At 67.7% G+C, this 20,595-nt stretch carries 14 protein-coding genes and 1 pseudogene; 6 read left to right on the top strand and 9 right to left on the bottom strand.

Annotated elements, in window-relative coordinates; genetic code table 11:
- Positions 1-259: 259 nt before the first annotated feature.
- Positions 260-517: a tyrosine-type recombinase/integrase gene (locus ACFY2X_RS46395; protein ID WP_389951627.1), complete on the bottom strand. Its 258-nt coding sequence runs from the start codon at positions 515-517 to the stop codon at positions 260-262.
- Between the two features lie 328 nt (positions 518-845).
- Between ACFY2X_RS46395 and ACFY2X_RS46390 the strand changes: the two genes are divergently transcribed.
- Together ACFY2X_RS46390 and ACFY2X_RS46385 are read left to right on the top strand one after the other, a co-directional pair.
- Complete coding sequence (locus tag ACFY2X_RS46390; RefSeq protein WP_389951624.1) at positions 846-2,360, top strand: RNA polymerase sigma factor; 1,515 nt, start codon at positions 846-848, stop codon at positions 2,358-2,360.
- Between the two features lie 281 nt (positions 2,361-2,641).
- The gene (locus ACFY2X_RS46385) at positions 2,642-2,860 is read left to right on the top strand and encodes a hypothetical protein (protein WP_389951622.1); all 219 of its coding nucleotides are present in this window, start codon (positions 2,642-2,644) and stop codon (positions 2,858-2,860) included.
- Between the two features lie 41 nt (positions 2,861-2,901).
- Here the strand turns inward: ACFY2X_RS46385 and ACFY2X_RS46380 are convergent, their stop codons facing one another.
- Genes ACFY2X_RS46380 through ACFY2X_RS46365 form a run of 4 tightly spaced genes read right to left on the bottom strand, consistent with a single transcriptional unit; the run spans position 2,902 to position 5,678 of the window.
- A complete protein-coding gene (locus tag ACFY2X_RS46380; RefSeq protein ID WP_389951620.1) occupies positions 2,902-3,729 on the bottom strand; it encodes an NAD(P)H-binding protein in 828 nt (275 codons plus the stop codon).
- Positions 3,726-4,385 carry a hypothetical protein gene (locus tag ACFY2X_RS46375; RefSeq protein WP_389951617.1) on the bottom strand — a complete coding sequence of 220 codons (660 nt, stop codon included), beginning with the start codon at positions 4,383-4,385 and terminating at the stop codon, positions 3,726-3,728. The genes ACFY2X_RS46380 and ACFY2X_RS46375 overlap by 4 nt, the downstream gene beginning before the upstream one ends.
- 25 nt (positions 4,386-4,410) lie before the next feature.
- On the bottom strand, positions 4,411-4,617 hold the full coding sequence (locus ACFY2X_RS46370) for a hypothetical protein (RefSeq protein ID WP_389951615.1): 207 nt from the start codon (positions 4,615-4,617) through the stop codon (positions 4,411-4,413).
- Positions 4,614-5,678: a nuclear transport factor 2 family protein gene (locus tag ACFY2X_RS46365; RefSeq protein WP_389951613.1), complete on the bottom strand. Its 1,065-nt coding sequence runs from the start codon at positions 5,676-5,678 to the stop codon at positions 4,614-4,616. Before ACFY2X_RS46365 ends, ACFY2X_RS46370 begins: the two co-directional genes overlap by 4 nt.
- 64 nt (positions 5,679-5,742) lie before the next feature.
- Between ACFY2X_RS46365 and ACFY2X_RS46360 the strand changes: the two genes are divergently transcribed.
- Positions 5,743-6,474, top strand: coding sequence for a TetR/AcrR family transcriptional regulator C-terminal domain-containing protein (locus ACFY2X_RS46360; RefSeq protein ID WP_389951611.1), 732 nt, complete (start codon positions 5,743-5,745; stop codon positions 6,472-6,474).
- Positions 6,475-6,687: 213 nt separating this feature from the next.
- Here ACFY2X_RS46360 and ACFY2X_RS46355 read toward each other — a convergent pair whose 3' ends face one another.
- A complete protein-coding gene (locus tag ACFY2X_RS46355) occupies positions 6,688-7,320 on the bottom strand; it encodes a DUF2306 domain-containing protein (protein ID WP_389951633.1) in 633 nt (210 codons plus the stop codon).
- A gap of 274 nt (positions 7,321-7,594) precedes the next feature.
- On the opposite strand from ACFY2X_RS46355, the gene ACFY2X_RS46350 reads away from it, so the two are divergent.
- A complete protein-coding gene (locus ACFY2X_RS46350) occupies positions 7,595-10,321 on the top strand; it encodes an AAA family ATPase (RefSeq protein WP_389951631.1) in 2,727 nt (908 codons plus the stop codon).
- A 154-nt stretch (positions 10,322-10,475) separates the two neighbouring features.
- On the opposite strand, the gene ACFY2X_RS46345 is transcribed toward ACFY2X_RS46350, so the two are convergent.
- Positions 10,476-11,132, bottom strand: a complete 657-nt coding sequence (locus ACFY2X_RS46345; protein ID WP_389951608.1) for a hypothetical protein — start codon at positions 11,130-11,132, stop codon at positions 10,476-10,478.
- A gap of 173 nt (positions 11,133-11,305) precedes the next feature.
- On the opposite strand from ACFY2X_RS46345, the gene ACFY2X_RS46340 reads away from it, so the two are divergent.
- Positions 11,306-11,848, top strand: a complete 543-nt coding sequence (locus ACFY2X_RS46340; protein ID WP_389951606.1) for a TetR/AcrR family transcriptional regulator — start codon at positions 11,306-11,308, stop codon at positions 11,846-11,848.
- Positions 11,849-12,043: 195 nt separating this feature from the next.
- Here the strand turns inward: ACFY2X_RS46340 and ACFY2X_RS46335 are convergent.
- A pseudogene (locus ACFY2X_RS46335) lies at positions 12,044-12,429 on the bottom strand (transposase); the annotation flags it as partial.
- A 579-nt stretch (positions 12,430-13,008) separates the two neighbouring features.
- On the bottom strand, positions 13,009-20,088 hold the full coding sequence (locus ACFY2X_RS46330) for an RHS repeat-associated core domain-containing protein (RefSeq protein WP_389951629.1): 7,080 nt from the start codon (positions 20,086-20,088) through the stop codon (positions 13,009-13,011).
- Between ACFY2X_RS46330 and ACFY2X_RS46325 the strand changes: the two genes are divergently transcribed.
- Positions 20,075-20,595, top strand: a 521-nt coding sequence (locus tag ACFY2X_RS46325; RefSeq protein ID WP_389951604.1) for a hypothetical protein, incomplete at its 3' end; no start/stop codon positions are given. The genes ACFY2X_RS46330 and ACFY2X_RS46325 overlap by 14 nt on opposite strands.

Below are 20,595 nucleotides of genomic sequence, written 5' to 3'. Positions count from 1 at the left end.
GGGTGGTGGATCCCTTGTCCGCCGAATGAACCTTTTTCATCCTCAGGCGGCGTGGTGATCGTCCTGACCGACGGGCACTCTCCGCGGCCGTTGCGACATCCTCAAACGAGCCGGACTGGATCCGAAGCTTCGGTGTGGCGGCCCCAAGCTGGAGCCAGTTCCTAAAGCTCAGACCGAGGGCATCTGGGTGTGACGTGCGACAGTTAGTGTCGCTACCCCTGCCACGCTTTCGTCGTGTTGAGGTGCCCTGGTCTCCTGGTCATAGGTCTTCGACGTAGCCGGCGGCGATGTCGTCGGGTGGGTTGGTGTACAGGCGCAGGTAGCGGTCGTTGGCGTGGCCGAGGCGGCGTTCGAGTTCGGCGCGGTTGTGGCCGGAGGTTTGCGACAGTTGGAAGGCGAAGGTGTGCCGGGCGTCGTGGGGGCGCAGGGTGCCGAGCTTGCGGTCGGGGTCGGCGGTTTGGGCGTCGTGCAGGTGGCCGATCTCGCCGAGGATGGTGTTGATCGAGCGTGGTGACATGTGCCCGTCGGGGCGTGCGCGGTGACCCAGGTGAACAGTGCCGATAGGTGGGCCAGGTGCTCGTGTACGTGCACGCCGCGACCGGCCCTGGCGCAGCCGATCGGCTCCCTGCAGGCGGCCCATGTCTGCCGTGTACCGGCCATACCCTTCGTACGCGCGGCCCTCGCGGCCGGATTCGGCCCTTCGCTGCAACGGGGTAGCCGCGAAATTCCTCCGCCCTGAAGCGAAATGATGGCCCGACTCCTTACATAGGCACAGATGTCCGTAAATCGCGCTATGAAGGAGACGGCCATGGGGATGCCGAGGAGACCGGACGCGGGACCAGCCCGTGGGCAGTGAGCTGGCCAGGTTCGAGGCCATGTACCGGGAGACGTATGGCCAGATCACGGCATACGCGGCCCGCCGCTGCGACTCGCCGCAGGATGCGGCGGACGTCGTGGCGGAAACCTTTGCCATCGCCTGGCGGCGGATGGACGAAGTGCCGGATGGAGAGCAGGCCACGCTGTGGCTGTACGGGGTAGCGCGCAAGGTACTGGCCAACCACTATCGGGTCGAGGCGCGCCGCCAGGCCCTCAGCGTGGAACTCGACGCCGAAATGACCGACCTCTACCAGGCCGCGCCCGACAGCGGGGTCGAACTGACGGCGATCGCGCAGATCTTCCAGGCATTACCGGACACCGATCGGGAGCTGTTGTCCCTGGTCGCCTGGGAGGGGCTGGACCGGCAGCAGATCGCCACCGTGCTCGGCCTGTCGCGCAACGCCGTACGTATCAGACTCCACCGCGCCCGCAGGCGCTTCGCCCGCGCTCGCCGAGGCGAACGTGCACTTCACATCGGAAAGCCGGTTGATTCCGGCGCAGGAGGGGCAGCTGTGAAGAAGATCGACGACATCGACGTGATCACGCGTGCGCCGACCCGGGTGGAACCGGGCAGGCCGGGTGGACACGCCTCCGATGCGGGGGCGCGCAAGCTGCTGGCCGTGATCGCCGCCGAGCAGCCCGGCCCGGCCGCCGCCCGCCCCCGCTGGCGTCCTGTTCAGGGCCCTGCCCGGCGGCTGGCCCTGGGGCTGGCGGGCGCGGGGCTGCTCGCCGTGGGCATCGTGGTGGGGCCAAACTTGCTGCAGGAGGGCGGCACCTCCTCCTACGCGGTCACCAAGGAACCTGACGGCGTCGTGTACGTCCAGGTCCGGGATTTCCGCGACAAGGCGGGACTGGCAAAGCAACTGGAGGAGCTCAACGTTCCGGCCATCGTTGACTACGCGCCGCCGGGCAAGTGGTGCAAGGAACCGCGTGGAACCCATGTCCAGGACATTCCCCGTGGTCTGTACTCGGTGCCGGAGAACATTCCCGGGGAGCAGCACAATCGGGGCTGGCAGATGCGGATCAACACCAAGCTTTTCAAGCCCGGCCAGAGGTTCGTTTGGACGATCAGCGACCGCTCGACCAGCACCATCCTCATGAGCGGCCCGGTCGCTCCGTGCGTCCTCGTGCCCGACACGTCACACGAGCTGAAGGTGGTCAAGTCCGATTACCGGACGGCGACCACGAAGGGCGGCTCGCTCGCCGATTTCCGGGTGGACGAGAAGACGGTCGGGGAGGTCCTGCCCGAGCTCAAGAGGCGCGGGTTGAAGATCACTTACCTGATCATGGCGGTTGCGCCGGACAACCCGGGCGGCTTCGGCGAGCTCCGCACGCAGACCAAGCCCGTCGGCGACGACTGGATCGTCTGGGAGGCGGAGGAGTCCATCCGCAAACCGGGACTGATCCGCCTGCTCGTCACCGACAAGCGCTTCGACAGGAACCCTGTCTACGGTGGTCCACGCGACAACGTCATCAAGGAATAGCCCTGCCTGAGCGGCCATGACACACGGGCACTGCAACCGCTCCCCGCCCTCGACCAGGCTCGGCATGGGGAAGGGCGCTGGAACTCGAGGCCATGAGCAAGCGCAGGCACCACTGCGGCGCCCGACGGATGCGGATGTGGTGGCGGGGCAGACGTCCCCGTCGACCACAGCTGCGACAACCGGAGTCGGGTTCAAGCTGTGGAAGATCGCTGAACATCCACCGGCGAGATCGGCTCGGAGGAGTTCTCCACGAGTACTCACATGCCGCTTGAACTGCGTGGATGGAATTTTCGGCAGGCGCAGGGCCGGACAGCACCTCCATCTCCTGGGACGACTCGACCGGCCAGGCGATGATCGACGGTGGGCGCCGTCCACGACCCTGTCAAGAACGGCGCCAGCGGCGTCGCGATCGCACACCACCGAGTGCCCTCTGGGGCAAGGTCTGCACGATCGACTTCAGCGTGGGCGGCGCCGTGGACGCCTGCTCCGGGTTGGGCTGAGACGCTCGATGCCTGCCGTATCGGCAGGTCGACGGCGTGTTCTACGCCGGGCCTGCATCCCTGGCGAAGGCCGCGCGATGGGCGAGGGCCCACTGGCGGAAGGTGCGCGGCGGTGTTCCGGTCAGCTTCTCCACGGTGGGATAGATTTGGGACTCGTCCAAGGTCCTGTCGCTGTAGAAGCTGAAGAAGGCTCGAATGTACTCCTCCGGCACCCGACCGGCCATGTCAGCCCTGGCCTCCTCATCCGACAAGGCGTGGAAGTGCAGGTCACGGCCGAGCACGTCGGCCAGTATGGCCAGCCGCTGCGCCGGGAGCAGACGTTCGGGCCCGCTGAGCGGGTAGACGCGCCCCTCGTGGCCGGGATCGAGCAGGGCACGGACGGCCACGGCGGCGATGTCGCAGGGGTCGACGGAGGCGATCGGCACGTCACCGAAGGCGTCCGCGACGACATCGCCTGTGCGCAGCTGCGGCAGCCAGCGCAATGCGTTGGACATGAACGCGTTGGGCCGCAGGAACGTCCAGGCCAGCCCGGACTCGCGCACTGCCGTCTCCGAGCGGATCATGTACTCCGAGACGGCGTTGCGGGTGTCCGTAGACACCGCGGCCAGGCTGGACAGCAGCACCACCCGTTCCACCCCGGCTTGCCGCAGCAGGCCAGGTATGTCGGGGTAGCCGGGCAGCAGGAACACCGCTCGCACGCCGTCGAGGGCGGCGGCCAGCGAGCTCGGCCGGTCGAGGTCGCCGACGACCTGCTCGACCGGTAGGCCGGCGGGGTCGCGCACCAGCGCGCGCACGGGCTGCCCGGCGTTCATGAGCGCGTGCACGACCTCGCCGCCCACGTTTCCGGTGGCTCCGGTGACGAGAATCATCGCAGCGTCCTGCCGAAGTGCGCGGCCACGGTGTCGACGGCGACGGTGACCTGGGGTTCGGTGTCGTAGAAGTCGAACTGGGTGCCCTGGAGCCAGTAGATGTCCTTGGGGCCGGACAGTCCGGCGTGGAAACGGTGGGCGCCGTCGGGGATGGCGGCGTCTTCGCTGTGCACGAGCAAGGTGGGCTGGGTGACCTGCGGGGCCAGCGCGATGGAGTCGTAGGTGAGCCAATCGGGCCAGGCCATGACGGCGAAGCGGTTGGGCCAGGCGGGGATGCCGCCGCGGGCGGGGTTGAGGTAGAAGTCGATGTCGTACGGCATGGCCGCACTCTCATCGGTGGCGCTGACCACCGGCACGTAGTCGACCTCGTCCGTCTCGTCATACCGCGATCGCGCCTCGCGCCCGATCTTGATTCTCTCGGCCACCGCTTCGGCGCCGCCGTACGCCTGCTCGCAGATGGTGGCGTCGTGCAGCCACGGCGCCACCAGCGCCAGGGACTTCACGCGGGGGTCGTGGGCGGCGTTGTCGGCCATCAGCTCCTTGACACTGGTCCAGGTGCCCGCGACCACCACGCCGGGCGCTCGATCCACCCCTTCGGGCAGGAACAGGTTGCCGACCAGGATCACGCCGTCACCGTCAAAGGTGATCTTGTTCATGCATACTCCAAAGTGGCTTTGATGATCAATCCGTCAGAGATGTCGAAGTGGTAGTTGGCGCGGAAGCCGCCCACGCCGCCGGGTCCAGGGGACCGCGCGAGGCGGTCGGCGAAGGCACGGGCAGCACGGCGTCGTCGGCCACCGTCTGCAGGAAGTCGCTCCTGGCCAGGGCCGCCACGCCGCCGACGACCAGCGCGGCTGCCGCCACCCCCGCGATGGTGCGTGTTCTCATCGGATGCCGTCGCTCCAGGCTGTGGTCATCACGACGCCGGTGATGCGCCAGCCGTCGCCGGTGCGCATCAGGTCGAAGCGGTAGGTGCCGCCCAGCGTCCACAAGCTGTCGTCGCTCTTGCGGTGGGTGGCCTGGAAGGAGGCGGTGCACACCGCGGTGTCACCGTCGAGGGTGACCAGGTGGTTGCCGAGCAGGTGCTGGGTGGCCGCGTAGGCGCCCAACGCGCTCTGCCAGCCGTCGATGATCTGCGCCGGGGTGAGGGTGGCGGGCTCGCCGCCGTTGAGGCTGGTGTAGTCCAACCGAACCTTGTCGGCGAACACCTCGGTCAGCCCGCTCCACTCCCGCTGGTCGGCGTGCCAGGCCATGCGGGTACAGGTGTCGAAGACGTCGGCGAGCATGGCCACCATGCCGGGCTGGCGGATCTGCAGCGCGCCGGCCGTCGGGCCGGCGGGGTCGGCCTGGACGAAGGCGACGGTGCGGTTGACGATGGCCAGGTGCCGGATCGGCTCGGTGGTGATCCGGTGCAGGTCGCCCAGGGCGTGCTGGTTGCGGGCGTGGGGCTCTTGGCCGGGGTCTTGCAGGGCGTGGGCGGAGAAGAGGGTACGGCTGCGCAGTCCACGGGCCAGCAGCTGTATGAACGGCGTGTTGTCGTACTCGGGGGTGCTGTCGCGCGCGCGGATCTTCAGGCTGGTGAACTCTTCTGGGTGGTCGGCCAGGAGAGCGCGGATGCGGCGGGTGACGGTTGCCCCGTCCAGCAGGTGTTCGATTATCTGGACGGGCCGGCCGCTGCGGTGTTCCTCGGTCAGTTCGGTGAGCACGTCCCAGGCCAGGCTGAGCCCGGACAGGTGACGCTGGGTCTGCTCGATGCGCCGCCGTATCAGCAGGTCGACCGCGACGGTAGGGGCGGCGGCGTTCAGCGTCTCGTCCACCAGGCCCAGGGCTCGTAATTCCGCGAGGGTCGGCAGCAGGGCGGGATCGAGGGGCGCGTGCGGGTTGCGCAGCAGGTGGCGGTAGAGGCGTTCCTGCTCGGCAGCCAGCCCAAGGCTTGCCAGGCTTGTCATCGCTTCCCTCTCTGTACTACATACACTGTATCTCGTACGGCATTGGGTGTCAGAAGGGTGCGCGATGCACAATCTCCCGACGGTCGTCGCCCGGATGTGGGGACGGGAGCCCGTGTCTCGCCGCGGCCCTCGCCGCGGCCTGACACTCCAGCGAATCACCGACGCCGCGATCGCGATCGCGGACGCGGAAGGTCTGGCCGGCGTGCGGATGAGCAGCGTGGCCGCCGGTCTCGGCGTCTCCACGATGGCGCTGTACGGCTACGTCGCCAGCAAGGACGACCTGCTCACCGCGATGGTGGACGCGGCGGCGCCGGAACCGCCGGAGCTGGGCGACCTCTCCTGGCGCGGGTACCTGTCCGCCTGGACCCGCGCCAACCGCGACTTCCTGGCGAGCCGCCCGTGGCTGCTACAGGTCGCGCCGCTCACCCCGCCCGTCGGCCCGCGCACCCTGCGCTGGCTGGATCGGTCGCTGACCGTGCTGACCGGCACCGGACTGGCGGCGGCGGAGGCCGTCAACATCACCGCCACCCTGTCCACCTACGCCGTCAGTGCCGCCACCCTCGTCACCGCCATGAGCGGGACGGTCGACGAGGCGGGAGGCGAGGGCCTGGCCGGTTACACCGCGATGCTCACCCAACTGGTCGACGCCGACGGCTACCCGGGGCTGGCGGCGGCGCTCGAGTCCGGCGCGTTCGGCGTCGCGCCGGAGTGGGTCGAGGACGCCGACTTCACCTTCGGCCTCACCCTGCTCCTCGACGGCATCGAGGCACTCGTCGCTCGACGGAAGGAAGGCTGAAGCATGATCGAGATCAAGGGTGCCGGTGACCTGGGTGAGAGCTGCCGGAGGGCGATCACCAGGATCTGCGTCGACGGCTTCGGGCCGACCGCCCGCGTGCCGCTGGTGGCCGGATTCGGGTATCGGCCGCCAACGAGATCGCCGATGACGACGCCCGGCTCAGCCGGCGGGCCGTCCTTTCTCGGAGGCGGCCGTGGACGCGGAGGCGGCACGTCAGCGCGGACGCTTGCGGGACTTGGGCTTGCCGGTGTGGTCCGTGCGTTCCAGCCACCATTCCGCGATCAGCAGGTTGACGACCCAGCTGAGCCATACGCCTGCGGAACCGATCGCCTCGATCATCGCTTGCTGGTCGCCACCGTAGGCGCTGTCGAGCCGCGGAAGCTGGACGGCGAGCAGCACCCCGGCCCACAGCCGGCTGGCCACGATGGACGTGGTCAGCGCGAAGCTGCGGATCATCCACCTGCGGTGCTCGGGAAACCGGCGCTGCCGAGCCATCCGCCACCCTGCGAACCCGGTGATCAGCCACACCACGCCCAGCATGATGTTCCCGGTGTTCCCTCCGAAACCCGTGTGGCCGAACGGGGCGACCCCGAGAACGGCGATGCCGGCGGGGAACACACCGAGGAAGAAGTACGCCCGCCCCATCCAGCGGTGCGTCCTGGGGTAAGAGCGGCGGAACCAGGGCCACACCTGGAAGCACCCTGTCAGCAGGGCCACCGTGCCGAAGATGATGTGCGCCACGAGCAGGGGGTAGAAAAATGGCGGCGAATCGGACAGCTCAACCCGTGATTGCGCCGGGTCGAAGGTGAGGTACGGCGGCACCGAGTACACCGCGAACGCGAGCATCACAATGAACAGCGGAATGATCCAGCCTAGTTGGCGTCGACGCCGTGAACGCGGCGCCGGGTGCGGAGGCGGCGTCCCCGTCCCGTCCGCGCCGGGCACCGGACCTGATCCCATCAACGTCCTGGCCACAACAGGCCTCCTCACCGAAGTCGCGGCAGGCTCGCACCGCCCGCCCGTTGCGGCCAGCCTCGCGGGGGACACGAATCCGGAGCCAGAGTCGAACCGACTGCAGTCACCCAGGACACCTCCGGCGGAGAAGTGGAACCCGCCCGTGATGCACGGCCGGCATCGGGAACGAGAGGCCATCGCCCGGCTTCTCGCTGACGCGCGAGGCGGACGCAGCGGGGCGCTGGTCCTGCGCGGCGAAGCGGGTATCGGCAAGAGTGCGCTGCTGCGCCATGCCGCCGAGAGCGCGGCGACCTCCGAGCCCATGCATGTGCTCGCGTGTGCCGGCGTCGAGTCCGAGGTCGAACACGCGTTCAGCGGGCTGCTCGGACTGCTGCGGCCGGTACTCCATCACCTTGACGCGCTGCCCGGCGCCCAAGCCGAGGCGCTGCGCGGCGCGCTCGGCCTCACCGACTCCGCGGCCCCGGACTTCCTGGTCTCGGACTTCCTGGTCTCGGCGGCGGTGCTCACGCTGCTCGCGGAGGTGGCGGCGGACCGCCCTCTGCTGGTCATCGTCGACGACGTGCAGTGGCTGGACCACGCCTCCGCGGCCGCCCTGCTGTTCGCCGCTCGCCGGCTGGCCGACGAGCCTCTCGCGATGCTGCTCGCCGTACGCGAACCCGAACCGCTGCCGGTCAACACGGCCGGACTGACCGAACTCGTACTGCACGGGCTGCCCCCGGAAGATGCCGCGCTGCTGCTCGAGGAGCACGGCTGGACGCTGCCTGTCCGCCAACGCGACGCCCTCTTCACGGCCACCGGCGGCAACCCGCTCGCCCTGATCGAACTGGCCCGGCTCGACGAACCCGATCGCGCCATGCCCGACCTCGCCATGACCGGAACCCTGCCCGTGAGCACCAGAGTGCGCGCGGCGTTCCTGCGCCAGGTCGAAGCCCTGTCGGCGGACGGCCGTGCGGCGCTGCTGGTGGCGGCCGCTGAGGAAACCGGGGACGCCGGCACCGTTCTTGGGGCCGCCGCCCGGCTGGGCCTGCCGGCCGACGCCCTTGGCCCGGCCGAGCGGTCGGGATTGGTACAACTCAACGGGATCAAGGTCGGCTTCCGGCACCCGCTGATCCGCTCCGCCGTTTACGCGGACGCGCCTTTCGACCACCGCCGCGCCGCGCATCTGGCCATCGCCGCGCACCTGGATGCGACCGGACGGGACGACCAGGCGATCTGGCACCGCGCCGTGGCCACGACCGCACCGGACGAGAAAATCGCCACCGCGCTGGAGCACAGCGCCGACGCCGCCCGGCGGCGCGGCGGCGCGGCGGCGGCGATCTCCGTCCTGCGGCATGCCGCGCGGCTCAGCGAGTCGCCCGCCGACCGCCGCCAGAGGACGGTGACCGCCGCCTTCGTGGCGCTGGACGCGGGCCGGCCAGGCCTGGCCAGGACGCTCGTCGACCAAGTCATGGCCGAGCCCGTGCCCGCCGTGACACTGGCTCAGCTCAACGGGATCATCGAGTTGTACGGCGGGGACCCCGCGATCGCCTACTCACACCTGATGCGGTGCGCCGAGCTCATGGCGTCCACCGAGCCCGAGGAGGCCGCCTGGACCCTCCTGCTCGCGGCCGGATCGGCGTTGCACGCCGGCGACATGGAGGCGTCGCTGCTGGCGACCCGGCGCATCACCGACCTGGACTGCTCACCGGCGACGCTCCGCGCCGCCGAAGGTCTCCTCGGCGGCTTCGAGGGCGTCGTCACCGGGGCCGAGCTGTGGGAACTGCCAGGCACCATGCCTCGGGGCCGAGGCGGAGGCGATGAGCGGCAGTGGATGTGGGCGACCGTGATCGGCTGGATGGGGCCCGACGACCACCAGGCCCTCCGGCTCGTCGAAGCCACCGGCCGCCGGGTCCGTGCCGAGGGCTCTGCCGCGCTGCTGACCGAGGTGCTGTTCTACCATGCCGACATCGAGTTCCGGCTCGGACGCTGGGCAGAGGGGACCGCGCATGCCGAGGAAGGTCTCCGCTTCAGCTACGAGACCGGTCAGCGGGGCTGGACGGCCAACTTTCTCGCCCAGTCGGCGCGGTTCGCCGCCGTGCGCGGCGAGGCCGCGGCCTGCCGCAGGTATGCCCGACGGGCACTGGAGATCGCGTTCCCGCTGCGCGAGCGCGTCGCCGCTGCAACGGCGACCGGCGCGCTGGGGCTGCTGGCGCTGGGGGAGGGCGCGCCGGCGGAGGCGTTCGCAGAGCTGATGCGCCTGTTCGAGCGGGGTTCACCTCAATCCAATGACTTCGTCGCTCTCGCGATGCTCCCAGACCTGGTCGAGGCCGCCGTACACGCCGGGAACCCGGAGCCGGCCCGGCTGATCGTCGAGGCCGTGGAATCTCAGAGCGCCGGTATCCGCGGGCCGGTGGCCCTGAGCCGGATGCATCTCTCCCACGCGATGCTCTCCGGCGACGCCCACGCCGAGTCGCACTACCGGAGCGCGCTGGCGAGCAGCGGGCTCGATCAGCGCCTTTTCGACCGCGCCCGGATCGAGCTCCTGTACGGCGAGTGGCTGCACCGCAACCACCGCGGGATCGAGGCCCGGGCGATGCTCAGGGCTGCGAGCGAGACCTTCGAGGCGCTCGGAGCGGAACCTTGGGCACGGCGTGCCCTCGCCCGGTTCCGCGCGGCCGGTGGCGCCCGGCCCCGCCCGGGCCGGGCGGTCGCCGCCCTGCTCAGCCCACAGGAACTGGAAGTGTCCAGGCTCGCCGCGAGAGGGCTGAGCAACCGCGAGATCGGTGACCGGATGCACCTCAGCCCGCGGACGGTGGGCTCGCACCTGTACCGGGCGTTCCCCAAACTCGGGATCTCCACGCGCGCCGAACTCCGCGACCTCGACCTCGACTGACGAAGGCGTGCCCGCTCGTACGGGATCCGTGAGCGGCGGCGAAGGCGTGGGTACGGCCGGGCGGGACGATGACCAGGTCGCCGCGCTCGGCCGTTGAGCAGGCACATGAGGTTGAGGACGATGGCAAGACCGTAAGCAAGGGCGGTGAGCATGGCTATGGACGCAGGTCCAGGGAAATGTGCGAGGACAGCGCGCGGAGGAAGTCGGGCGCGTCGAAGATCTCACCGGCGGAGGCGACACCGACCGTCCTGGTCCGCCCCGTGAGGATGCGGTCAACCGCTTCGACCACGAGCGGCGCGGTGACGGCGTAGATGTCCTGGCCCCTCGCCACAGCGCGCCGTTCGCTGCCGCCGGAGCGCACGACGACGTCGACGAGGAAGGTCTGATCCGACCGCCCCCACTCGTCGGCCGCAGCCGGCGCCGGTGTGTCCGGCGCCACCACCTCCCTGGCCGCCTCGACCGTCATGTAGGTGCGCACCTCGGGGATGGACAGGTGGCTGGGAACGGTGACGACGTCAGCCATCGTGAACTCGCCGATGACGGCCCGGGGGCCCATCGGGTCGGGGAAGAGCCACTCCAGGGTCGGCGGGTCGTCGTGGCGGTACTCCAGTCGGCCGTTGGTGTAACGGACGCGTCGGCCGTCTCGCCGCTGCCGGGAGACCGCGCCCGCGGCACGGGTCCCGGCGGTGGGATGCCAACTGCTCAGCCCGTAGGCGATGTGCGCCTCGTCGGCCGCCGTCCAGTCGCCCATCGCGGCGGTGGCCAGCAGGTCGCCGAGACCGCCGTAGAAGGCCATCGCGGGGACGATCACCGCTCCTGCGGCGCGGGCGCGGTCGGTGAAGTGCGTTCACGGCCGCCGCACCGGCCAGTGCGCGGTCAAGGGAGGCCGGGTCACCGACCGACGCCGGGCGGGCCTCCAGCCCGGATTCGGACGCCAGCACCTTCAGCTTGTCGGCGTCGCGCCCGGACAGGACCGAAACGATCATGGGCGCCACGCTGGACCTGGCCCGGGAGGTCGGCTACGCCAAGCTCAGCATCGAGGCGGTCGCGGCCCGAGCCGGCGTCGGCAAGCACACCGTCTACCGCCGCTGGCCCTCTAAAGGCCTGCTGTTCCTTGACGCGGTCCTCAGCCTGAACACCACCAGCCTGGACCACCCCGACACCGGCGACATCGTGGCCGATCTCCGCACGGTGATGACCAGAGCTGCCGACCTGCTGGGCCGGCCGCCATGGGGCCCGCTGTATCAGGACCTCATCGGCGAAGCACAGCACGATCCCGAGGTCGCCGCCGCACTCCAGCGACGTTTCATCGAACCGCAGACCGCCGACACCCTCGCACGCCTGAAAGTCGCCAAAGATCGGGGCCAGCTCGCCCCCGACTTCGACCTGGCCTTTGCCTTCGACATCTTGTCCGGTCCCCTGTACTACCGGCTGCTGATCACCCAACAGCCGGTGACACATGACTGCATCGACCGCGTCCTCCAGGGGGTCTTCGCCGGGATGAGTCCCAGGCCGCACACGGGATAGCGAAACAACGACCTCGCCAGGGGCAGGATTGCCGTGCAGGATGGGGCCGGTCCTGCTCGGCCGTCGATACCTACACCTCGGTCTTTCCTCAGGTGGCGAAGGCGGCGGAGAAGACCGCAGCCCAGTTGCTGGGAGACGACGGTCAGGAGCGGCCGAGTGCACTGAGGCATCTCCGTGCCTAACTGAAGGGGGAGCCTAGTGTTCTGAGTCTTTGATCCGTCGACAATGCGAGGCCAGGGCCTGGAGGGTCTCGTCTGCAGTCTTGGTCCACACATACGGTCGCGGATCGTTGTTCCAGTCGGCGATCCATACGCGGATGTCGCGCTCCAGGGCTTGGACGGAGCGATGGACACCGCGGCGGAGTTTCTTGGTGGTCAACTCGGCGAACCAGCGCTCGACGTGGTTCAGCCAGGACGAGCCGGTCGGGTGAAGTGCAGGTGAAACCGGGGATGGGCCAGCGGCCACTTCCTGATCGCCTCGGTCTTGCAGGTGCCGTAGTTGTCGCAGATCAGGTGCACGTGAAGATCGGCGGGAACCTCACGGTCGAGCTTGGCCAGGAACTTTGTGAACTCCACCTGTCTCCACAGCCGCCTAAAAACTCCTGATCCACAGGTCTTGCTCCTGCTCTCGCCGGTCTCATAACGCTGGGCGAACGCGCCAAGGTCTGGGATTTCCGATTACCGGGCAGGATTCAGGATCGATGCCCTGTGTTTTGCATTCCACCAGCTCTTCCCACTCCGCCCGACAACTTCTTTCCGTCTCCCCGAGTTGCTGCATGCATTCGAGAAGGACCATGCCTATCTCCTGGCATGACACGGGGGAGAGATCTCGCTCGACGCAGCTCAGATAATCAGAGCTAAGAGCTGCGCAGGTCGACGCTCCCGCACCCTTGACGTCCAGGCGCGCGCAGCGGTCGACGACGCGGAGATCGCCTATGCAGGTGACATCTCCCCAATACTCAGATCCCTGCCGGCATTCGGACACCGTTGCGGTTGCTTGCACGCATTCGAGAGATGCGGCATGGACACCACCGCACCTCTCGAATGCCGGCCACTTGGCTGCCACTGATCCGTATGACGCCGCCATCAACAGGATGGCGGCCAGCGTCGCCAGGAGTGGCCGCATCCCACTCCTGGGTTCACTCGTCGGTCGCATCGGAATCAATGGCAATCAGGTTTGAAGGTCGGGTAAAGCACAGTCGAAGAGCCACGGTAGAACCGGTACTGGACCCAGCCGCCACAGCCAGGGTATTGGTCACGGAAGTCCGACCATCTACTGTTGACCCACTCCACGCCCTTCTGGACGAGGAAATCCCCGACCAATCCGACGATTGCGCAGATGGCTTCTGATTTCTCGTTCTGACTGACGATGCTGGTGAATTCGCAAGGAGTGCCCAAGCCGCCCTCCCAGTCATTCAGCATTTTTTCCGTCAGCCACATCTCCGGCGCATAGTAGTAATCCGTGCAGTCCGTCGCACCAGTATCCCGGTCCAGTACGCATTTAGTGTCCGGCTTGCCGTCGCAGTATTTGTGCTTCGGATTCGACAGGCACCAGGCGAACTTTTCGGCGAAGCCGTTGCACTGCTTTTTGGTTCCTTTTTCTTTCGCGAGACACTCGGACTGGGCCAGGCCGATATACGCGCAGTCAGACGCTGAGTGGCCACCTTCCACGCAGTCCATGTACTGCTCGGCGACGCTATCGCATTCATCAGCGGTCTGCTCGAACCGCTTCTCCTTCTTCTTTGCGTTCCCGATTCCACCGGTGGACCTGCAGCGCACATAGGTGTCCCGGGCTTTGTGGCAGACGGGATCGGCATCCTGTCCTTGTTTCCTGCAGTCCTCATATTTTCTGGTCGCCTCAGCGCAGACCCCTTTGTTGGGGCCGGTGTCGTCAGTGGTCCCTCTACAGACTCCATACTCATGGGTACCTTCGATGCAAATCGTCCGGTCTATGTCCCCCTTACGGCAGGCTTTATAGCCAGGCATTGCGCTATGACAGCTATCATTGCCCTTGAGTGGGCGTTCGCTGCAGGCCTTCTCAACCGCCTGGTTCTCACACGCCTGATACTTCCCGGTCTTGAAGTAACACCTGCTGGGCTGGCCGTACGCATCGCGGCAGGCATCGGTCGCGTCACCGTATCCGCCATACCCATTTTTGCAGTCCTTATTGAAAGTGGCGAGATCCGCCTCGTCCTTGCAATCGAGTCCGTTCTTGTTCTTGAAGTGCTGGTTCTTGCAGGCGGCGTATTCCTGCTTGGGCGTCAGATTCGTCTTGCTGCCCGTCTTCTTCGTACCGGTCTTCTTGTTCTGGGGCTTCTTCGCGTGACCGGTCGGGTCGGTGTTGGTGAGGGGATTGTCGTTGGTGTAGGTGTAGCGGTTGAGCTGGACAGAGGGATCGGGGTTTTGGGTGAGGGTGTCGCGGCTTATGAAGCTGCCGGTGGTGGGCTGGTACCAACGTGCGGCCATATTGATCTTGCCGGTGCCGGGGTCGGTGTAGCCGCCCTGATAGCCGAGGGTGTGGGCTGCTCCAGTGCGGGTGGTGACCTCCCCGAAGGGGTTGTAGGCGACCGAGTCGATCAGTGAGGTCCCCGTGGCGGTGAAGGCCCCGATGAGGTCGCCGCGCAGGTCACAGAACGCGAGCTGGGCGCCGCCGCCATCCGACAGGCCCAGGGTACGGCCCAGGGCGTCGCGGCCGAACATCGCGGTCTTGCTGCCGGTGGCGTTGTCGGTGTCGGTGACGGTGACGAGGTTGTTGCCGACGCCGTCGTAGGTCATGCGCTGGGTCTTGCCGCTGGAGGTGCGGGTCTCGACCCGATCGAGGGCGTCGTAGTCGTACTGCACTCCGTCATCGCTGACCATGCGGTCGAAGGCGTCGAACTTGATGATGCGCACCATGCCGCCGCCTTCTTCGGCGAGGGTGCCGCGGGCCGTGTACGTGTAGGTCCGCCCATCACCTGAGGTCAGGCGGTTGCGTTCGTCGTAGGTGTAGGTCTTGTCGCCGGCCTTGACCCGGTTGCCGGCTGCGTCCCAGCCGTAGTCGGTCTTCGTCCCGTCCGGGCCGGTCCACGAGGTGAGCCGGTTGGCCCAGTCGTAGGTGTAGGTGTTCTTGCCCGCGCCTGCGGTTCCGGCGGTTGTCTTGGACGTCATGTTGTCGTCCAGATCGTAGCCGTACTCGATGGATGCGATCGGCGCCGCGGCCGAGGTGGTCAGCTTGTCCCGGGTGAGCCGGTTCAACCCGTCGTAGTCGTACGTGCGGCGAGCGCCATTGGCTCCGTATGACATCCCCACCAGGCGGCTGGCCTTGTCGTAGTTGTAGCCGATGGTCGTGGCCGAGACCGGGTCCACCGACTGATTCAGCCGGTCGGCGTCATCCCAGGCGAAGGTGGAGGTACCGGTGCCGTCGACACGCTGGACGAGCCGCTTGTTGGCGTCGTAAGCATAGGTGTTCAGGTCGCCGGTGACCGCGCTGCTGGTTTTCAGCAGCAATCCGCGGTCGTTCAACGTGAAGGTCAGGTCGTTGGCGGCGATCACGTGTCCGACCAGGTCATAGCCGAACGTCTTGGCCTCGGTCTCCGCCTCCGCACCGGTACCGGTCTGCTTGATGAGCCTGTTCAGCGCGTCAAAGACCCGCTCCACCTTCACCCCGCCGGGCGCGAGGGTGGCAACGGGGTTCCCGCTCGCGTCGTAGGTCGTGGTCCAGGTACGGTCCTTGACTTCCGGGTGCTGGGCAGTGGCCGGCTCGGTCATCGATTCCACCAGGCCCAGGCTGTTGTAGCCGGTGTAGGTGGAGTGTCCGCGGCCGTTAGTGGCGCGGGTCTGCGCTCCTGTGGCGTCATAACCGAACGAGCTGATGATCGTCTCAGTTTCCGACACCGGTTCCGCCAGTGACGTGAGCCGGTTGGCCGCGTCGAAGGTCCTGGTCACCGTGTGCCCAGACGCGGAGGTCATGGTGATCGGATTTCCGGACAGGTCGTACCCGGTCTTCCGGGTCCGTAGCAGTGCTCCGCCCGCGTCCAGTTCCAGCGTCTCGGTCTTCCGCCCAGCCAGGTCATAGACGACCTGCGACGTCAGCCCGAGCGGGTTGGTCGTCGACACGGGCCTGCCGGCCAAGTCGAAACCGAATGTGGTCGTGTTCCCGAGCGCGTCGGTGTGCTTGACCATCGCACCGGTCACGTCGTAGGCACGAGTCGACACATCCCCGGTGGGCCGAGTCGTCTTCACCAGGCGTCCCGCGTCGTCGTACTCCTGCTTGGTGACGTAGATCCCCGGTGTCGGCTTGCGCTCGATCGTGGTCAGGGTGATCTGCCGTCCCAGATCGTCGTATGTCGACTCCGACCGCGCCCCAGTCGGGTCGGTCGTCCACAACGCCTCGCCGAGCAGGTCAAAGCCGTAGTTCCAGGAGACGCCCACCTGGGACTGGTTCATCTGAACCTTGCGGCCCAGCCCGTCATAGACAGAGGTGGTGATCTGTCCACGCGGGTCCGTTACCTTGACCAACTGTCCGGCGGCGTCGTACTCGCTCGTCGTGGTGGGCGTTATCGGCTGCCCACCCGGCGGCGTGTATGTGGGGGCGGTCTGCGTGATCACTCGCCCGGCCCGGTCATAGGCCGTCGATATGGCGCGACCCTCCGCGTCCAGCTGGTGGGTCCGCTCACCGAAGGTGTTGTAGCCCAGCTTCGAGGTGGGCCGCTGGCTGACCGCAGCCCCGCCGTTCCGTTCCACCTGTACGGCAGGCATCTGCAGCAGCGTCGGCAGGCCCACCTCGTTGTACGTCAACGACGAGGTGAAGTCCGCTGCCGTAGCCCCCGAGGCGTTACCGCGCGGGTCAGTCATTTCGGTCACCAGCCCGCGGTCGTCTACGGTCAGCGTGGTGACCAGATCAGCGCCCTCATTGCGGACGGTCTGCCGGACCGGCTGGTTGAGCACGTCGTACGCGAACTCTGTCGTCTCCGCGCGGTCAGTGCCCGCTGCGGTCCGCGTCACCTTCACCACGTTGTTGTTCGCGTCATAGGTGAAAGCCGTCTTGCGCGCCAGCTTCTCCGGATCCACCACCTGCGAGGTGTTCCGCCCGGCCTCGTCAAACGTCGCGTCGACCCGAAGAGTGCCGCCCCCGGTGGTCTGCCGTATCAGCTGCCCTGCCGCGTCGTACACCCTCGAGTCCAGAACGACGTCCCGGCCCGTGGGAGAGCCGTTCAGTTTCGCGCCCTTGGCAGTCTGCTCCAGCGGCAGGTTGTCCGCGTAATAGGTGTAGGTCGTGGTGCGGCCCATCGCATCCGTCGTGGAGGCCATCCGCCCCGCCGGGTCGTAGGCGACGGACTTCATGACTACGTCCGTGGCCGGCTTCGGGTCCAGTGGGCTGCCGGTCCATCCCTTCAGCACCGTCGTGGCCACCTCGCCACGCGGGGTGTAAGTGTAGGCCAGCGTGGTGCCCCGTGCATCGGTAGAGGAGATCTTCTGGCCCCTGTGGTCGTAGGCGTACTTCTCCATGCCGCCCTCGGGCCTGGTGATCGTCTCCTGCCTGCCGTACGCGTCGTAGGTGTAGACCGTCTTGCGCTGCGCATCCCCGCCGGTCAGATCCTCGCTGGTCTCCGTGACCGGTAGCCCGTCCTCGTTGTAGACAGTCGACAAGCGCAACGTGTGCGTCTTGCCATCGACGCCGTTCTTGACGCCAGGCCCGGTCTTGGTCAGCACCCGTCCCAGCCCGTCGTAGGTGACCGTGGTCGTGACTCCCCCGGGGAATGCCTTGGAGATCTCCGTCGTGGCGGTCAACCGGCCCAGCGCGTCATACGCGTACTTCTTCACCAGCCCGGACGGCAGCGTCTCGCTGACCAGGTCACCGGCGGCGGTGTAGGTGTACGTGGTCTGGTTGCCCTTGAAGTCCTTGGCCGACTTCACCAGGCCTGCTGGCGTCATACCGCCACCGACCGCCGACTCGGTCCCGTCGGTGTAGATCTTGCTCGTGCTGCGGCCGGCTGGGAAGCCATCCGTCGCCGGAGTGGTGGCCTTGATCTCCTCACCGAAGGCGCTGTACATCCACGAGGTCTTGTACGTCTCGTCCGTGGCCGAGCCCGACCTGGCATCGCGCTGGCCGACCTTCGCGTCGTTCCGCGGGTCGAACGGCTTGTCCACGTCCACGAAATAGTCGTAGTACTCCGTGTGACACTTGTCCGCGCTACGGCAGGTCTTCTTCGACAGCAAATTCCCGCGCTCGTTGAACGCCACCTCTACTGTGTTGCCGTTGGCGTCGATCATCTTGGCCGGGAATCCGCCCACGTCATACGCCCACTTGGTGGTAGCGCCGACCTGATCGGTCTCTGATACCTGCCGATACCCTCGCTGCGCGTCCGCCACATAGGTGATCACGCCGTTGTGCGGGTCGGTCACCTTCACCGTCATGAACGTCGACAGCGTCGTCTGCTTCTCGTACACCGGCTCCGCGAGAATCCACTTGCCGCCGTTGGCGTCGATCTGCGTGGCCAGCCGGCCCCCGTCAGGGTTGTACGTGTTGACCACCCAGGCCCGGCCGGACGGCAATGTCACCTGCGTCAGCTGCGGCTGCGACTTGCCGGCCGCGAAGTGCCGGGCCACCGCCGCCGCGCCGAGCGGCTTGCCGTACACCGCCACCTCGTCGATGTCGCCGTTGAACGGGAAGACTGCGGCCGTGCTGGTGGTGAACGGCCAGGCCGAGGAGACCTGACCGGACCCGATCCGGGTTTCGGCCATGTCGCCGTGCTGGATCTCCCCGGCCAGCGTGCCCATGGCGACGCTGTCCAGGTAGAGCGTCTGGGTGTGCTCCGCCGGCGTCGAACTGCTGGCGGGCTTGGTCTCCGTCGCCGACAACACCACGTGGTGCCAAGCTCCGTCGTTCACCGCGGCGGTGGAGGTGATCGGGGTCTGCGCGATGGTGGACGGGCCGGTGAAGAACTGGCCCCGCAGCTTGCCGTCGGTCCCCACGTACACCACCGGCGCAGATGCCGACGGGGTGTTGTCGGCGGTGTTCTGCATACCGATGATCGTGCCGGAGGCGGTGGTCTTGAACCACGCTTCGACCGCCAGCTCCCCGCCCTGACCACTGACGGCGTTCCGCGGCAGCCGCACGAAGGTCGAGGTCGCCGCTCCCTTGAAGCGCATCGCGGTGTCCGGCGATCCTGCCGGCGCGCCCGGCACCTGGGTGCCGAGGTCGGCCGGGGTCGCTCCGTTCAGCTTGGCCTGCTCATCGGTGATGTTCCAGCCGGCCGCGCTGGCGACGGTGGTGTCGGTACGCGTGTCGGCCTCGTTCAGCCGGTAGTAGTACTCCGGCCGCGAGTCGGTGATCACGCTCTTGTACCGGGAGCTCGTTCCGTAGGTGTAGCTGTTGCAGGCCGTCGCCGAATTCGGCGGGCACACCTTGACCAGCAGATCGCCCTCATAGGTATAGGTCCAGGTCAACGGCTTGCCGTCCACCGGGTCGGTGGACACGCTCGCCACGTGGTTGCCTGCCCAGGTGAACGCCAGCGACCGGCCTCCGGTGGCGGTCACCTTGGTCAGCTTGCCGTTGCTGCCGCGGGTCAGCTCCTGCGCCCGTCCTCGGTGATCAGTGATCCTAGTGAGCAGGCCGGACGCGTCGAACCAATAGGAGGTGGCCGACTTGTCCATCAATCGCCAGCCACCAGCCGGCTCGGCGACCATGGTCGCGAATGTCCCCTGCGGTGGAGCGAAGTTTCCATTGCCCGAGGGCGCGAACCGCATCTGCTCGCCACCCGGATAGGTCACCAGCAGGCTGCCCGTCGGCTCCACCTCGATCCGCATGTCATAGCGGGTCGTCCAGCCGGCGCCGAAGATGCCGTCGGTGCGCGGGTCCAGGCTGTTGTAGGTCCGACTCACCGACAGCGGCGGCCCCACCGCCGCCACCGAGACGTCGGTCGCGGTGTGCGCGAAGTTGCCCGACGTGTGGTTGAACTCGCGGCCCTGCGTGCCGGCGGACAGTAGCCCGTTGATGTTGCCCTGCTCCGGCGTCGGGGTGAAGGTCCGCCACGACGAGGTCACCGTGGTGTAGGTCGTGGCGGCCTTGGCCATCCATGAGTACGTCTCGCCCCACTTCAGCCGCCCGTCGACGACCTGCCAGGTGCCTTCCTTGGTCCAGTCCTCGATCTTCTCCGCCGAGTCCTTGCACCAGCGCCAGTTCGGCGCGGTACCGGCGCAGATCTGGAACCAGTACTTGACCTCGCCCTTGTTGAAGGGCCGCGCGTTGGCCGACAGCACCGGCGTCAAGGTGCCGACCTGGCCGTTGTCGGCCGGGGAGAACGACTCGAACGGCAGCGCCGCCACGGTCGCGTACACCCAGTCCGACCACGGCCCCGACACGCCGGAGGTGGTCGTGGCCCGGGCCCGCCAGCGGATCTGCCAGCCGTCGGTCAGCTTGTCGGCCGGGACGACCGCCCAGGCGTTGGTGCCGGAGGCGTACTCCTTGTCCGAGGCGCCCGACCAGATCAGGCCCGCCCCCTGGCCGCTCTTCGCCGGGTCGTGCTCGACCTCGACGTTGAGCTTGCTGGGCCGGTTCTCCGGGTCGGTGACCTTGGCGTACATCCACGGCGTCAGCGACTCGGCCGTCCACGAGGTGGTGCCGCGAATCGCCGGGTTCATGCCCAGACCGTCAACGCTGGGCTTGCGGAGGTCGACGGTGGCTGCCTGCCAGGGTGACCATTCGCCTTCCGCGCCCGCGGTGGTGACGCCGCGTACCCGCCAGCGGATCTTCATGCCGTCGGTGAG

Source organism: Streptosporangium sp. NPDC000396 (assembly GCF_042898655.1).
In the GTDB taxonomy this organism is placed as follows: domain Bacteria; phylum Actinomycetota; class Actinomycetes; order Streptosporangiales; family Streptosporangiaceae; genus Streptosporangium.
The sequence above is the reverse complement of the archived record's forward strand: the minus strand, read 5'-3'. Positions and strand labels throughout refer to the sequence as shown.

Coding starts and splice junctions, on each gene's coding strand:
- ACFY2X_RS46395 (WP_389951627.1), bottom strand. CDS start 517: ATGTCACCACGCTCGATCAACACCATCCTCGGCGAGATCGGCCACCTG.
- ACFY2X_RS46385 (WP_389951622.1), top strand. CDS start 2,642: ATGGAATTTTCGGCAGGCGCAGGGCCGGACAGCACCTCCATCTCCTGG.
- ACFY2X_RS46380 (WP_389951620.1), bottom strand. CDS start 3,729: ATGATTCTCGTCACCGGAGCCACCGGAAACGTGGGCGGCGAGGTCGTG.
- ACFY2X_RS46375 (WP_389951617.1), bottom strand. CDS start 4,385: ATGAACAAGATCACCTTTGACGGTGACGGCGTGATCCTGGTCGGCAAC.
- ACFY2X_RS46370 (WP_389951615.1), bottom strand. CDS start 4,617: ATGAGAACACGCACCATCGCGGGGGTGGCGGCAGCCGCGCTGGTCGTC.
- ACFY2X_RS46365 (WP_389951613.1), bottom strand. CDS start 5,678: ATGACAAGCCTGGCAAGCCTTGGGCTGGCTGCCGAGCAGGAACGCCTC.
- ACFY2X_RS46360 (WP_389951611.1), top strand. CDS start 5,743: ATGCACAATCTCCCGACGGTCGTCGCCCGGATGTGGGGACGGGAGCCC.
- ACFY2X_RS46355 (WP_389951633.1), bottom strand. CDS start 7,320: ATGCTCGCGTTCGCGGTGTACTCGGTGCCGCCGTACCTCACCTTCGAC.
- ACFY2X_RS46350 (WP_389951631.1), top strand. CDS start 7,595: ATGCACGGCCGGCATCGGGAACGAGAGGCCATCGCCCGGCTTCTCGCT.
- ACFY2X_RS46340 (WP_389951606.1), top strand. CDS start 11,306: ATGGGCGCCACGCTGGACCTGGCCCGGGAGGTCGGCTACGCCAAGCTC.